The sequence below is a fragment of the Geitlerinema sp. PCC 7407 genome (assembly GCF_000317045.1).
In the GTDB taxonomy this organism is placed as follows: Bacteria; Cyanobacteriota; Cyanobacteriia; order PCC-7407; family PCC-7407; genus PCC-7407.
Map to the genome: position 1 here is coordinate 1,315,269 of NC_019703.1, position 14,743 is coordinate 1,330,011.

At 56.0% G+C, this 14,743-nt stretch carries 13 protein-coding genes; 4 read left to right on the forward strand and 9 right to left on the reverse strand.

Annotated elements, in window-relative coordinates; all coding sequences use genetic code 11:
• Nucleotides 1-1,251: an NF038122 family metalloprotease gene (locus GEI7407_RS05625; RefSeq protein WP_015171169.1), complete on the reverse strand. Its 1,251-nt coding sequence runs from the start codon at nucleotides 1,249-1,251 to the stop codon at nucleotides 1-3.
• 328 nt (nucleotides 1,252-1,579) lie between these two features.
• Nucleotides 1,580-2,725 carry an NF038122 family metalloprotease gene (locus GEI7407_RS05630; protein WP_015171170.1) on the reverse strand — a complete coding sequence of 382 codons (1,146 nt, stop codon included), beginning with the start codon at nucleotides 2,723-2,725 and terminating at the stop codon, nucleotides 1,580-1,582.
• Between the two features lie 409 nt (nucleotides 2,726-3,134).
• Here GEI7407_RS05630 and GEI7407_RS05635 point away from each other — a divergent pair, with 409 nt between their 5' ends.
• Nucleotides 3,135-3,902 carry a ChaB family protein gene (locus tag GEI7407_RS05635; protein WP_015171171.1) on the forward strand — a complete coding sequence of 256 codons (768 nt, stop codon included), beginning with the start codon at nucleotides 3,135-3,137 and terminating at the stop codon, nucleotides 3,900-3,902.
• Between the two features lie 735 nt (nucleotides 3,903-4,637).
• Nucleotides 4,638-5,465, forward strand: coding sequence for a transglutaminase family protein (locus GEI7407_RS05640; protein ID WP_041268732.1), 828 nt, complete (start codon nucleotides 4,638-4,640; stop codon nucleotides 5,463-5,465).
• A 47-nt stretch (nucleotides 5,466-5,512) separates the two neighbouring features.
• Here GEI7407_RS05640 and GEI7407_RS05645 read toward each other — a convergent pair whose 3' ends face one another.
• The 5 genes from GEI7407_RS05645 to GEI7407_RS05665 all read right to left on the reverse strand — a co-directional run bounded on the left by GEI7407_RS05645 (nucleotide 5,513) and on the right by GEI7407_RS05665 (nucleotide 10,712).
• Complete coding sequence (locus GEI7407_RS05645) at nucleotides 5,513-6,244, reverse strand: DUF305 domain-containing protein (protein ID WP_015171173.1); 732 nt, start codon at nucleotides 6,242-6,244, stop codon at nucleotides 5,513-5,515.
• 87 nt (nucleotides 6,245-6,331) lie between these two features.
• On the reverse strand, nucleotides 6,332-7,666 hold the full coding sequence (gene rppB / locus GEI7407_RS05650; RefSeq protein WP_015171174.1) for a two-component system sensor histidine kinase RppB: 1,335 nt from the start codon (nucleotides 7,664-7,666) through the stop codon (nucleotides 6,332-6,334).
• On the reverse strand, nucleotides 7,656-8,357 hold the full coding sequence (rppA, locus tag GEI7407_RS05655; RefSeq protein ID WP_015171175.1) for a two-component system response regulator RppA: 702 nt from the start codon (nucleotides 8,355-8,357) through the stop codon (nucleotides 7,656-7,658). The genes rppB and rppA overlap by 11 nt, the downstream gene beginning before the upstream one ends.
• A 42-nt stretch (nucleotides 8,358-8,399) precedes the next feature.
• On the reverse strand, nucleotides 8,400-9,290 hold the full coding sequence (locus GEI7407_RS05660; RefSeq protein ID WP_015171176.1) for an alpha/beta fold hydrolase: 891 nt from the start codon (nucleotides 9,288-9,290) through the stop codon (nucleotides 8,400-8,402).
• Between the two features lie 165 nt (nucleotides 9,291-9,455).
• A complete protein-coding gene (locus GEI7407_RS05665) occupies nucleotides 9,456-10,712 on the reverse strand; it encodes an RNA-guided endonuclease TnpB family protein (RefSeq protein WP_015171177.1) in 1,257 nt (418 codons plus the stop codon).
• 576 nt (nucleotides 10,713-11,288) lie between these two features.
• Between GEI7407_RS05665 and GEI7407_RS05670 the strand changes: the two genes are divergently transcribed.
• Nucleotides 11,289-12,122, forward strand: coding sequence for a universal stress protein (locus GEI7407_RS05670; protein ID WP_015171178.1), 834 nt, complete (start codon nucleotides 11,289-11,291; stop codon nucleotides 12,120-12,122).
• Between the two features lie 155 nt (nucleotides 12,123-12,277).
• Here the strand turns inward: GEI7407_RS05670 and psbM are convergent, their stop codons facing one another.
• Nucleotides 12,278-12,391 carry a photosystem II reaction center protein PsbM gene (gene psbM / locus GEI7407_RS19905; protein WP_015171179.1) on the reverse strand — a complete coding sequence of 38 codons (114 nt, stop codon included), beginning with the start codon at nucleotides 12,389-12,391 and terminating at the stop codon, nucleotides 12,278-12,280.
• Nucleotides 12,392-12,505: 114 nt separating this feature from the next.
• Nucleotides 12,506-12,811 carry a 2Fe-2S iron-sulfur cluster-binding protein gene (locus GEI7407_RS05675; RefSeq protein ID WP_041268285.1) on the reverse strand — a complete coding sequence of 102 codons (306 nt, stop codon included), beginning with the start codon at nucleotides 12,809-12,811 and terminating at the stop codon, nucleotides 12,506-12,508.
• A 364-nt stretch (nucleotides 12,812-13,175) separates the two neighbouring features.
• Here GEI7407_RS05675 and psbB point away from each other — a divergent pair, with 364 nt between their 5' ends.
• Nucleotides 13,176-14,711 (forward strand): photosystem II chlorophyll-binding protein CP47, encoded by a 1,536-nt coding sequence (gene psbB, locus GEI7407_RS05680; protein WP_015171181.1) that lies wholly within the window; start codon nucleotides 13,176-13,178, stop codon nucleotides 14,709-14,711.
• Nucleotides 14,712-14,743: the final 32 nt, after the last annotated feature.

Below are 14,743 nucleotides of genomic sequence, written 5' to 3' on the forward strand. Positions count from 1 at the left end.
CTAGCGTCGCTGAGAGAACTTGCCGCTGCGCTTTTTGCGGAGCCAGCCCAGGCTAGCGCCGCTGACCGTCACCAGGGCCAGCAAGGCGCCCGGCTCGGGAACCGCCTTGGCCCGACGCAGCGGCGCCCCATCGCCCCAAGCGGCAGCCACCATCAGCTCGGAATCCCAGCCGCTGAGGGGGATTGCTAGATCGACGTCTTCCGGAAAGAAACCAGGCCCTGGGGAAATTTTCGGCAAATTCCAGCCGATAACGTCAAATGCCCGCAGGTCTTCTTCACTAATGGGCAAAATCTCGCCTTGGCGGAGGTCGGGGTCCATCATGCCCAGGGTCTGTCCCTGCTTCCAGTGGCTTGCGGACTGGCCGTCGCCGTGGATCGCCCCCGTCGCAAAGTCGACGATCGCCGTTGTTCCCCCGTCGATGGAAAAATACTTGCGGCTCTCGCCAGCGGTCCAGTCCGGTATCCCGACGGAGCGGCTCGCGTCGGAGTAGCGAAACAGGTCCAGGGGAGAGACAAAGGCCATTTGGTCGTCGCGGAAAAAGTAGCGATCGCCCTGCATCTCAAGGGGGCTGTTGGTGTCGAGGACGTCCACGCCGCTGTTGAAGCCGAGAATGTGGCCAATCTCGTGAGCCGCCGCCCCGATAAAGTCAAATGTCCCTGCAGCAATGCCATCGCTGCGATCGAAATCCCACTGAAAGTCGCGGTTGAACCGGATCAAGCCGTCGCTCAAGCTGCTGGTGGGCAGACCCAGGGCCTTGGCGTTGGCGCTGGTGAGCCGAAGATTCGCGTTATTGGCGTCGCCGTCGCTGTCGCGGTAGGGAGTTGGGCTGCCGACGCCGCTGGGGCTGTTCTCGGTGTAGTTGATCCACAGATCAACGCTGTCTCCCCCTGGCAAAAAACTAGTGGCGATCGCGTCGTCCTGGGAGCTGACGTCTTGGAGCAGGGCGCTGCGAACGGCGCTGTAGCGGTAGAGCTGCTCAGTGGACTGGGCCCGCCCCAAAATATCTGATTCCAGGGACAAAAAGCTCACTTCTAGGTTGACCACTACGTCATCGGTCACCACGGAAGACCACAGATCCCCAGCGGCCCGAAAACCCGCGATCGCGCTTTCGGGTGTTCCCGCCGCCGCGCTGAAGTTGAAAGTCAGCGCCTGGGCTCTGGGGATCGGGCCTGCCAGGTTGGCTGCCGCTGCTAGAGCCAGCGGGATCAACGAGCGTCTCGACTGCTTGGGAAACAGCGTGTGCAATTTCATACTGCCTTTAACGCGCTGTGCGTCAACAAAAACTACGCAAAACCAACTAGAACACCCTGCCTGCTTGTAAGAAAATTTTTTCTATAAGAAGTCAAATTTAAGCAATTTCCCTGTTTGCTTAGAGGGAATTGCCTCAGTTTTGATCTTTTGTTCCGCGAAGTCGTGGGTTTTTAGCAGAATTCACGGAGTCTTTATGAAAAATCAATGACCTTTATAAAGCCTTGTCGAATCTTGTCAGGTCGTTGTGAAGTTGCCATCACGGCGATCGCCCACAGCCAAGCCACCCGCCCATGCGGCATCAAGCCAATGTTGGTCAAGGGTAAAAAAGCTACAGGCTGCGATCGCTGCGCCCCCTGAGCCAGCTTCGCGCCCCCAAGCTCCAGACGGCGATCGCCAGGAGTCCAGCCCACGCCGTCGGTTCGGGCACTCGCGCAGGCGGTTGTTTGGGGGTCCACCCGATCACGTCTAGGGCCATGACATCCGTGGCCCGATCAACCCGCAGGGCTTGGCCGGGCAGCACCGACGGCTGCATCAGGCCCGAGGGCGATCGCTCCTTCCAGTGGCTGGCCTGCCGCCCGTCGCCGTAGCGCACTCCGGTCGAAAACTCCGCGATCGCCGTTTCGCCCCCATCAATGGAGAAATACTTGCTCGAAGAACTAGCCGTCCAGTCGATGACCCCGACGCCATGCTGGACGCTTTCCTCGGAGAAGCGAAATAAATCAAGCGCCGTCACATAGGTAAAAGCGCTGTCCGGAAAGTAGTAATTCTGGGTGCCCACGGCCAAGGGGCTGTTGAAATCTAGAACATCAACACCGCTCATGAAGCCCAGGGTGCTGCCGATCGCATGGCTGACGATGCCCACAAAGTCGAGAGTCCCGCTGTTAATCCCATCCGAAGCGTCAAAATCCCACGGAAAAAGGCTGCTCAACTGCAAAGTCCCATCGCGATCGCCCCCCTGAGGATTTCGCAGTCCCAGGGCTTTTGCGTTGGCGTGAGTCAGCCGAATGCTCTGATTGTTGGCATCGCCGTCGCTGTCCAGATACGCGGTCGAACTGCCCATGCCGTGGGGATTATTGATTGTCCGGTTAATCAGTAAATCTACAGAGGGGCCACCCTGGAGGTGGGCGATCGCCGTCAAATCCGCTGTCGTGGTTGCTTTGGCAAAAAGCGCCGTCCGCACCTGCTCATAGCTGTACAAAGCACTGCCGGACACCGTAAGGCTGGGAACGGGCCGACTCAGAGGGCCGAACTGAACGTCCAGGTTGACCACCACATCATCAGCGAGCCACGACGACCAGACGGCTCCCGCAGCCTCGACTCCCTCCACAACCGGCTGAGGGACGGGAGCATCAAACCGGAAATTGAAAGTAGCTGCTTCGGCAGGACTTGCTGCACTCAACAGGGATGCCACGCCGCCGACAAGCTGCACGAGAGAGAAGCGATAACGGACCAGGAGGGCGCTAAAAGTCTCCATGCGCGATCAATCTGCTCAAGCGTGGGTAGACATTTCCTTCCTAAGGTATCGACAAGCCCCGTAAAAACTCGCAGAAAGTAAGTTGACTTCATGAAAAATTTATATTTTTCCTCCTAGAGTCTGGCTTTGATGAAGTCTGCTGATTTTGGCATCAAAATGCAATGCCATGGGGAGCCAAAATCAATGTCCGAATCGATGATCCATCCCTTGACAGATGTTTACATCGAGCAAAATGGCTGCACTAAAAGAAAGAAGATTTTCAACAAGCGCTAGGCAAAATCCTAGAAAGATTGTCTAGATAGTTTTTTGCTTGAGAAATGATTTCTATAGAGTCAAAAGTGCGCTTTGCAACTAGACGCTGAACAAGCCCTACTGCTTGACTCTGTCCAATGATCTAAGGAGCCTATCAATGAGTGCAGCATATCAAGCTGAACGAACCGTTAGTGGTGTGCTAAAGCAAGAAGAGCAAATTGATACTGTCATTCGCCGACTGCTGGATCGAGGCGTACCGAGAGAGCATCTTTCGGTGATGGGAAAAGATTTCAAATCCCAAACTCGAATTTCAGGGTTTATTACTAAAAAAGACGTTATTTTAGGCGGCTTGCGAACTGGCGCCATCTTCGGTTCGCTGTTTGGCTCTCTGTTGGGACTGCTGACAGGGGTTGGCGTCCTGCTGGTGCCCTTTGTGGGGACCGTGGTGGCCGCTGGACCCATTGGTGCGGTGCTGCTGGGGGCCGCGAGCGGAGCGATCGCCGGTAGCGCCGGTGCGGGTCTCGCGTCGGTCCTCATGACACTGGGGATGCCCGAAGAAAAGGCCGCTATCTACGAGACTCGCCTCCAGGCGGGCGAATTTTTGGTGATGGTCGAGGTTCCGGCGGACCGAACTGGTGAGTTTCAGCTGTTGCTGGAAAGCGCCGGTGCCGAAGAAATCCACGTGAGCGACGGCATCTTGCCCCGCCCCTGTTCCGGGCCTTGCAACAGCCCGGCGGATCTCTCGCCAGAGGTGCGATCGCACCTCTCCGAAGAGGCGCAGCACGACTTCATCCGCGCCTACAATGGCGCTCTGGAAGCCGGTGAGGATGAAACTCGCGCTGAGCAAACGGCTTGGGACGCTATTCATCAGCGCTACGAAGAAGATGAATCGGGGATCTGGTCGAAACAAAAAGCCCGGGTGTAGTTTCTGGCTCTGGGTCCTTGCTGAGTGACAAGGACCCAAAAATTCGCTCTGAGGTGAGCGACAGGCACCAAGAAGAGGTTGTCTGTCGTTTGCCTTGATCATCTTAAAAGCGAATTAAGCTAGATGCCTGAATGCGTGAATTCAGTGACTTCAGTTTCTAATTTTTTATCTAAGAATTTCGAATTGTCGATGGGTGGATCTGTCTAATAGAAACAAATAATTCTGAGGATAGACGTGAAATCCAGAAGCCGTTGCGTAAGCTGTGGCATGTAGCCAGCGTAGATTTGGGCAGGGCATTATGTTGAGCTTTAGTTCTTTGGCAAAAGCAATTCAGCCTCTCTCCGAAAATCAAACAGTTTTGGAGACTGCGATGGAGCTTTATCTTGCTGCGCCAGAATCAGCGTCTCCCATCATTAGTTTGCAAGAAATTTCGCGAAAAACAGGCGTCAGCTTGCTGGAGTGCCGAAACGCGATCGTGAACGCCAATCGAGCTGGAAGATTTCCTAATTGCTCGTTGTCCTACTAGGTTTTTGTTGGATAGAAACTGACCTAAAAGACGATTGCCGGTCTTCCTAGAGCCTTGTTTTTGTCCGTAAATCCACTTATGTAATTACCCTGAGATAGATTTGACGCGCTTCCCGTTGCCCATCGAGCGCTGCAGTAACGCTAAAAGCTGAGGAGGGCGACATCGAAGGTCCAGGCTCTATGCTGGATGCGATGCTCAGGGAGTTGCTGATGAAGTGGAAAGTAGGCTGTCAGCTGGACTATAACCTAGCAGGGCTGACGACGTTTGTGTTTAACATCGCGATCGCGGGCGATCGCCACCAGCGCTGCCTAGAAGAACAGATCCGCCTCACGCCTGCTGAGCCCCTAGAAGAGCATTGCGATGCCAGGGGCAATCGCTATTGGCGCGTCAGCTCGGCGGCGGAGCACCTGACTGTGACCTACGAAGCGACGGCGGTTTCTGCGCCGCTTGAGGGCGACCCAGCGAGCTTGACGACTCTGCCGGTGGCCAGCTTGCCCATGGATGTGCTGCCCTACCTCTACCCCAGCCGCTACTGCCAGTCCGATCGGCTGATGACTTTGGCTCGGCGAGAGTTTGGGGCGATCGCCCAGGGCTATGAGCAGGTCCAAGCCCTGTGCGAATGGATTTATCACCATGTGGCCTACCAGGGGGGCAGCACGGATGTGCACACCTCTGCCTGCGATACGCTGCTAGAGCGCCGGGGGGTTTGTCGAGATTTTGCCCATTTGGCGATCGCCCTGTGTCGGGCACTGGAGATTCCGGCGCGTTTTGTGTCGGTGTATGCCCATGACCTCAATCCGCCGGATTTCCATGCGTGCTTTGAGGTGTACCTGGGCGATCGCTGGTACGTTTTTGACGCGACCCGTCTGGCGCCTCGCCAGGGTTTTATCAGAATTGCCACGGGCCGCGACGCAGCCGACGTGGCTTTCTGCACGCTTTTTGGTCCCGGCCAAATGACCAATTTACAGATATGGGCGGATTGCTTGGAGTCAAACCCCGCTCTCCACGATGATCCAAAGCGGGCGATCGCCCTCTGAAGCGCAAACGGCCTCCAAAGGCGATCGCTCGAGCGTAACTGCTAGGGCTACTGAGCTTGTGCGGCTGAGCGCTCGCTGGGGTACCAGTCCTGTCGCCACGCCTGCATTTGCTCGATCTCTTGACGCTGGGCCGCGACGATTTCTTCAGACAGCGCCTTGATCTCGGGGCGCGAAGACTTTTGGAGTGCATCCTCGGCCATGACGAGCGCGCCTTCGTGGTGAGGGATCATGCCGTCAATGAAGGCCAGGTCGACTTCTTCCCCAGCGCCCCCCAAGTCGCTGCTCATGGTCATGGCGGCTGCTTGCTCTGGCGTCATGGCCATGGTGTGGCCCATCTCGGCGCTGTAGGCGACGGGGGTTGCTGCTGCGTCGGGATACCAGGCCTTGCGCCATTCCTGGAGCTGCTGGATTTCCTGATTTTGGGCCGCGATGATGGCATCAGCCAGCTGCTGAATTTCGGCGCGCTTGGATTTGGCCTTGGCCTCTTGGGCCATGTCGATGGCGCCTTGATGGTGCAGCACCATGGCGTCGATGTAGCGCAGGTCGTACTCGGCATCGGCTGGGCCTAGATCCATGGACATGCTGTGCTCCATGGCGCCCTTGCTCTGACTGCCGTGGCCCGCGTGACTCATGGCGGCAGGGCTAGCGGTGCCGCTGGGTTCTTCTTGGGCTTGGCTGGTGGGAGGAGCGCTCTGACAGGCGACCAAGCTGCTGCTCAAGAGGGCGATCGCGGTGAGGGCTGACCGACGGCCCAACCCGGAGAAACGAGAGAGAGTCATAACGTTTGGGTATCTCAACATCGAACAAAAAGGGCTGTGGTTCTACGATGCCACGGGAAGATGAAATGGATATGACTTGGAGGCTCCCTAGCCTAGGGCAAACCGCACGGTGAAGGTGCTGCCTTTGCCGGGACTGCTGTGCACCTGGAGGCTGCCGTGGTGGCTTTGGACGATGCGAGCGGCGATCGCCAGCCCCAAGCCTGAGCCGCCCGTGTGACGAGAGCGATCGCTGTCCACGCGATAAAAGCGATCGAAAATATGCTGCTGATGCTCGGGCGCAATGCCCACGCCGGTGTCAATCACCCGCAGCACCGCCTGATTGTTGCTGTTTGTGAGGTGGATCGTGACGCTCCCGTCTGGCGGCGTGTGCTGGATGGCGTTCACCGTCAGATTGAACACCAATCGATAAATTTGCTCATCGTCTCCCACAATCTTGATCGCAGCGGCCTTCTCTAACTCCAGCTTGAGCGCGACTCCGGCCGCTTTGGCCAGATCCATCAGCTCCATAGTCACATCATTGAGAATCTCGCTCAGGTCGCACCACTCTTGGCGTTGGGGATGGCCCTGCTGCTCGATTTGGGCCAGCAACAGCAAATCCTGCACGAGCTGAGAGAGCCGGAGATTCTGCCGCTCCAGGGTTCTGAGGGCCTCGCGGGCGTCAGTTTCTGACAGATGGGGCGATCGCAGAAAGGACTCCACCGTGGCCCGGGCCGCCGCCAGGGGCGTGCGCAGTTCGTGGGCCGCGTCCGTCGTGAACTGCTGAATCTGGCGATAGGACTGATACACCGGCTGCATTGCCCGCCCAGCCAGCCACCACGCCGCGCTGCCAATCAGGCCCAGAGACACAGGAAGGCCGATCAGAAGCACCCAGCGCAGCTCATTGAGATACTCGTCGAATTCCTGGAGCGATCGCCCCACCACCAGATATCCCCAGACCGTCTCAGGATGGGTGCGCAGGGTCAGCATTACCTGCCGATACCGGCCTTGATCTTGGGTCTCAAAGGTTTGCAGCTTGGGCTCCCGCTCGAAGTCCATGTTTGGCGGCGGCGTTCCTGCAAAGCCCACTGGCTTGCCGCTCGCATCCAGCAGATAAAGATAGTATTCATCCCGCGACAAAGATCGATAGGGTGAATTGGCCCGTTCTTGGGGAGACTCAGCACAGCGATCGCCCAGTTTGCAAAAATCCGGCACCACCTTCCACACCCCCGGCGTCAGCTGGTGGCGGCGATCGAGGCGCATCTGCAATCCCTCCCGCAAAATGCTCGCCACCGACACCAGTTCTCGATCCAGCGTGATGCGGTGGGCGTGGGCGCTAGCTTCATACACCGCCAGCCCCGCCAGCCCCAAAATCAGCCCCATCACCCCGGCATACCAGCTGGCCAGCCGCCAGCGAGTCCGCAAAAAGAGTTGGCTAGTGTTCATGCTCCACTCGCAGGCGATAGCCCAGCCCGTAGACCGTCTCAATCAGGGATGCCTGGCCGCACTGAGCCAGTTTTCGCCGCAGCCGCCGCATCTGCGCCGCCACGACATTGCTGACCGGCTCCGCATCGAGCTCCCAGAGCTGACTGAGCATTTGGTCGCGCGCCATGATCTGATTGGGATGCTGCATCAGATACTCCAGCAAATGGAACTCCTTTACCGTCAGGGTGAGCGCTTGAATACTGCCACTGCCCTGATCGACCTCTGCGAGCAGGCGATCGTAGTCCAGCGTGATCGGTCCCACCTGGAGGCGGCGCGGCTGAAATTGGGGCGGGCGACGCTGCAAAGCCCGCAGCCGCGCCAAGAGCTCTTCCATGCTAAAAGGCTTGACCAAGTAGTCATCGGCTCCGGCGTCTAGGCCTGCAACCTTATCTTCGAGCCGATCTTTGGCAGTCAGCATGAGGACCGGCAGCGACGAGGCCTGTTGCCGCAGGCGCTGACACAGCTCCAGCCCTGACACCTGAGGCAGCAGCCAGTCGATCACGGCAATGGTGTACTGGGTCCACTGATTGTCTAGATAGTCCCAGGCCTGGCTGCCATCGGTGACCCAATCGACTAAATATCCTTCTTGGGTCAGGGTCCGCTTGATGGCCGCCCCCAAATCTGGCTCATCTTCTACCAGCAGCAACCGCATAGATGACTTGAGTGCTCCTGCCGACGTCGTGATCTGTGAGTCCTAGCCTAGCGACAGAAACGCCCGCATGTGTTGGGCCGTTAGCTCGGGCTGCTCCAGGTGGGGGACGTGGCCGCAGTTGGGAATCCAGATCAGCTTGCTGTCGGCGATCGCCCCTTGGAACTTCTCAGCATCCGCCGTCCCCAAAATGCGATCGTTCTCTCCCCACAAAATCAGCGTTGGCTGCTCCAGCCGGCCCAGCCGCTCCGCAAAAGATCCATAGCCGCCGCTCTTGGTAAACGCGATCAGGGCCTGCCGCCAGCCCGGCGCCTCTAGGTGCAGCGCCCCGCAGCGCAGCGCGTCCGCCGACGCCCACTGGGCATCGTGGTAGGCCGACCGACTAATGCGATCGCGCACCTTCAGATTGCGCAAAAACTCCGTCGCCAAAAATCCCATCGGCGGAAACATCATCTTGCTAGCCGAAGGCCCCGCCGTGTACCCCGCACTGTCGAGCAGCACCAGCTGCTCCACCGCCTCCGGATAGGTCAGCGTAAAGTCGATCGCCGCCGCGCCGCCCATGGACGCGCCCACCAAAATCATTGGTCGCCGAATCAGCGTCTGCCAGCACCCATGCAAATGCGCCTTGATGCTCTCAGGGCTAGGGACGACCCCCGCTGCCCGATCCGTAAATCCAAACCCCAATAGGTCGATCGCCCAGACCTCCCCATAGGGCGCCAGCAAAGGAATCAAGCGCCGAAACTCCAGCACCGAACTGTCAAACCCATGCAGCAGAACGATCGCCGGCCCGCCGCTGCCCTGCTGAACATAGTTCGTCAAGATCGGCTCCGTCGCCAGAGACGTGGCGATCGCCCGGCGCTGCATCCCCTGCGCCAGCGCGATCGAAGTCTCCTCCGTCAGTTCTCGGACCGTCAAAGGCAGAAAATCAGCAAACATACCCGCCAACACCAATTCCCTAAAACAACCCAACTCTTCCTGTCGTGATCCGGTCGTGGTTTTGTCGCGAGAGCTGGCGCGACCAGCGACCATCCCCCAGCGTAGCTGCCCTTCCCCAGGCCACCCCTCACCCTCAGCAACCGGGCACCCCCGAGGCGACCTTCCTCAGCAACCCTTGCGTGACATACTCCTCACCGATACTGACGTATCCGGTGTCGGCTTCTCAGTGACCCCTGGTAACCCATCGGGCGTTTCCTGAGCTTTATTGACGGAATGCCCTACCGCCAAAGACTTGATATTGATCGCTGCATTGTGGTCGCGGTCCAGCGTCAATCCACACTCAGGACAGGTATGAATCCTGTCCTGAAGTGTCTTGGGAACTTTGACCCCGCAACCAGAGCAGTTCTGAGACGTACCGCTGGGATTCACTGCAACCGTCAACAACCCGGCTCTTTCAGCCTTGATTGCCAGAATTTGCAGGAACTGACCCCAACCAGCATCATGGGTCGACTTTGCCAGTTTGCTTCTGGCAATACCTCGAATGTTCAGCTTTTCATGAGCGACATGCTTCCTTTGAAATAAAAGCTTGTTTGCGACTTTGTGGTGAAAGTCCTTGCGCTGATTTGAGACTTTTAGGTGCGCCTTGGCAACTCGTTTAACCGCCTTCTTCCGGCGATTGGACCCTTTTTTCTTGCGTGACAGTGAACGCTGCAACCGCTTCAGACGCTTTTCAGCTTTTCGGTAGTGCTGGGGAATGGGTTCTTCTTGCCCTGCATCGTCTACCAAAAACGACTTCAAGCCCAAATCAATCCCCATCGTGTTCTCAATGCCGGTGGCATCGAGAGTGAGAGCTGGGACAGAGGAGTCTTCCAAGCTCAGAGTCACATACCAGCCATCAACTTTGTAGCTGACGGTGGCGGTCTTGACCTTGAAGCCTTCCGGTAAGGGTCGATGCTGAATCAGTTTCACCCAGCCAATCTTGGGGAGATTGATTTGTTTGCCCTGGATGCAGTCTTGCTTTGCTTGCGGGAAGGTGAAGGAGCGATAGCGGCCTGCTCCTTTGAAGCGAGGCTTGCCGCTTCGCTTGCCGTTGCAGTCTCCCTTGAGCCAGCGGTCAAAGGTCTTCTTCACCCGGCCAATGCAGTCTTGCAGAACTTGAGAGTGAATCTGCTGGTACTCCGGAAACAGAGCTTTGGAGTTCACCAGGTCTCGTTTCTGAGAGTAGAAGTCAGGATTCTCTCGAAGCTCTGGCAGATGACAAATTAAGGGACAGACATTGATGTCACAGCGGTTTTGTTCATACCAAGAGAACCGCTCACCGAGACGGTAGTTGTACTGTCTGCGCAAGAGTTCCAGCCATTCGCTCATCAAGGCGACTTGACTGGAAGTTGGACGCAATCGGTACTGGTAGGCGGTTCTCATTTGAGTATTTTACTGGGTGCGATTTTTCAGCATCCGTTCCCTGAGCTGGAGAGTAGGAATTTCTGACTTGGGGCAGAAGAGGGGGTTCATGACGGGGCTGGTCGCCTCTCGCGTCAAACAGGGTTCACCGACCGCCCCGCCATAAACGCGCCTTCCTCTCACGCCAAATCAGAGATTATGGACGTGAGGCTTCTGGCTGAACTAGCTAATTGTCACATTTCAACACAAAACATCTTGCGCTTGATTAAGGAGAAATTTTTTGTCCCATCCGTCGCCTCTCCTAAATCCAGCCTTGTTTGTTAATTAATCAAAACTTTTCGACGCTCTCTCTTCAGACTTTTAAATGATAGTAATCATCTGTTACATCTAAACATCAGAAAATCTGAAAACTCGCCAGCTGAGCCACCTTTGCCAGTATCATTAGCTGCTAATGGGGAGTTCAAGGCAGCTGCGGACAAAATTTTACCGAGAAATATTTTGTCCTCATTTCAACCCTGACCCATCAGACTGTCGTGAATCATCCTCAACATTGTTAACTCATGACGAATTCCAAAACGAGTTGTAGGTCAACTCACTATGATTGAAAAAATTCTACTTGCTGATTCTGGTGCAGGTCAGGCCGAAGCCATGATCAAAACCCTCATGGATCTGCCCTGTATCCAAAGGGCTTCCGTGACTGTCCTGCACGTTGTTCCTTCCCAGGTCACCACCGATGAAATGACCGAAAAGTGGGAGGAGGGGGGCAAAATCCTTGCGACCGCCGTCCAATCTCTCAACCTCGACCCCAGCCACGTCTCCACCATGCTCAAGCAGGGAGAGCCCAAAGACGTCGTCTGCCAGGTCGCAGAAGACATCGGCGCTGACCTCATCATCATGGGCTCTCGCGGCCTCAAGCGCCTTCAGTCCATCCTCGAAAACTCCGTCAGCCAGTACGTCTTCCAGCTGTCGTCCCGCTCCATGCTCCTCGTGCGCGACGACATCTACGTCAAGAAGCTCCAGCGCATCATGGTTGCTCTTGACAACTCCGAATCGGCGAAGGACTGCTTGAAGCTCGCCCTGTATCTCATTCGAGATGTCAAAGGCGGTCAAATCATCCTGACCCACGTCACCAAAGGCCAAAAAGGCCCCGACAGCCCCGATCAAGATCCGGTCTTGGTAGCCGCAGCCGAAGAAGCCCGAAAACAAGGGGTTTCCTACAAATGCGTTTCCAAGGTGGGTAAGGCAGGAGAAGAAATCTGCTCCCTGGTGGATGAGATGGGCGTTGATCTCTTGATGCTGGGATCCCCCGATCGCCGTCCCTCCATTGCCAAAGGGCTCCCGGACCTCGATCGCCTTCTAGGGACCTCGCTGTCTGACTACATCCGGGTCTATGCTAACTGTCCCGTACTCCTAACGCGGACTCTAGCCTAGCGTTCTCTCAGTTTTCTCGCTTCACAAATCAAAGCTCCCATCCCTTACAGAAAAGGAATGGGAGCTTTGACACATTCAGAGGATGCTAAGACAGCGCATGACTGCGACTAAATCTTGGAGAGCAAGCTCCAAGACGGCTGATAGCAGCACCCGCTCTATTGACCGCTGCTTTCGCGGCTAGCGGTCTGGATGTAGAGAATCAGTAAGAAAACTGATGGAACCAAGACAAACAAAATGCTGGCTACAAACCCTAGCTCGTTAACTTGCATTCAATCCAGCCCCTATCTCAACTGCAATTGACCCTTTCAGAATATCACCAGAGCTAAGCACTCTGGCAGTGAAGTCCCCTTTCTAGGGCTTGATTCCGACAAGAATTGCTGTCGCTAGCGGCTCTGAGGCTTGGTTTTGATGCAGACGGGGCCGTTGACTAGAGCCTGACAAGCGAGGCGATAGCTGTCAGCTTTTTTGCGAAGCTTTCGGTCCTCTACATCGGTCCGAGGAGAGAGGTTTTCCATGCCTTCTAGAACCTCAACAATGCAGGTCCCGCATTGGCCATAGCCGCCACAGTTCATCATTTTGCCCATCAGGGTATAGATGTCTATGCCGTTTTCCAGAGCTTTGATTCTCAGGTTGGCCCCTTCAGCAACAACAATTTCTTTCTCTTCTTTTGCAAACTGAATGCTGGCCATGCTGGTTTTTCCTGTCGGTGCTGGTTTTGCGGACTGCGTCATGAGTTTATCCTCCTTTCCTAGACCTTATTGTTTTTAACTTTTATTTCTATATGTTTACTTATGTAACTCTCGATTTGCTACTGAAATCCTCACGTCTTGCCACGAACCCTAACAGTAGTTACACTTCTTTATACACTTTCATTTTTACAAGCGTACTGTCAAACTGTCTGCGTTGCTTGGTTTCAGTGGCTAGATTCTGGGTAAGGCAGGCAGTTTTGTATCTTTAGCCAGGTTAGATCTGGTAGCTTTACCAGTATCTGATTCGTTAAAAAACGCTGAAACAGCCGTTGAAGTAGGAATACACAGAGGAGGAGCGTAGTCAATGGGACTACCTTGGTACCGAGTACACACAGTCGTCCTGAATGATCCAGGCCGACTGATTGCTGTGCACCTCATGCACACCGCTCTGGTTGCGGGCTGGGCTGGCTCAATGGCGCTTTATGAGCTGGCAATTTTTGATCCTAGCGATCCCGTCCTCAGCCCTATGTGGCGGCAGGGCATGTTCGTGATGCCATTCATGGCCCGCTTGGGTGTGACCCAATCCTGGGGTGGATGGAGCATTACGGGTGAAACTGCTGTTAACCCTGGTTTCTGGTCCTTTGAGGGTGTTGCCGCAGCGCACATCATTCTTTCTGGTCTGCTGTTCTTGGCAGCTTGCTGGCACTGGGTCTATTGGGACCTAGAGCTGTTCCGCGATCCCCGTACGGGTGAGCCGGCGCTCGACTTGCCGAAGATGTTCGGCATTCACCTGTTCTTGTCTGGTCTACTGTGCTTTGGCTTTGGTGCGTTCCACCTCTCGGGCCTGTTTGGTCCGGGGATGTGGGTCTCTGATCCCTATGGCTTGACGGGAAGTATCCAGCCTGTGGCGCCTGAATGGGGACCGGCAGGTTTCAACCCGTTCAATCCGGGCGGTATTGTGGCTCACCACATTGCTGCGGGGGTTGTTGGCATTATTGCGGGTCTGTTCCACCTCAGTGTTCGTCCGCCTGAGCGTCTCTACCGGGCGCTGCGGATGGGTAACATTGAGACGGTGCTTTCTAGCAGTATTGCTGCGGTTTTCTTTGCGGCGTTTGTGGTTGCTGGCACCATGTGGTACGGCAGCGCAGCTACGCCCATTGAGCTGTTTGGTCCGACGCGCTATCAGTGGGATAACAATTACTTCCAACAGGAAATCGATCGCCGCGTTCAGGCTGAAATTGCGGATGGCAAGAGCCTTGATGATGCTTGGGCTGCGATTCCTGAGAAGCTTGCTTTCTACGACTATGTGGGCAACAACCCTGCTAAGGGTGGTTTGTTCCGCACCGGCCCGATGATCAAGGGTGATGGTGTTGCTGTGGCTTGGCAAGGCCACCCGGTCTTCAAGGATGGTGAGGGTCGCGAGCTGACGGTTCGTCGTCTGCCCAACTTCTTTGAAACGTTCCCGGTGCTGCTGACGGATTCTGAAGGGATTGTTCGCGCTGACATTCCTTTCCGTCGGGCTGAGTCGAAGTACAGCTTTGAGCAGACTGGCGTTACGGTTGCCTTCTACGGCGGTGAGCTGGATGGTCAATCCTTCAGCGATCCCGCGACGGTGAAGAAGTATGCCCGTAAGGCTCAATTGGGTGAAATCTTCGAGTTCGATCGCGAAGTTGCTGAGTCTGATGGTGTGTTCCGTACTAGCCCCCGTGGCTGGTTTACGTACGGCCATGCTGTGTTCGCTCTGCTGTTCTTCTTTGGCCATATTTGGCACGGTTCTCGGACGCTGTTCCGCGACGTGTTTGCGGGTGTGGATCCGGAGCTGTCTGAAGAGCAGGTCGAGTGGGGCTTCTATGCGAAGGTGGGTGATAAGTCCACTCGTAAAGCAAAGGAAGCAGCTTAGGACTGTTTCTGGATCGGCGATGATCTTCGCTT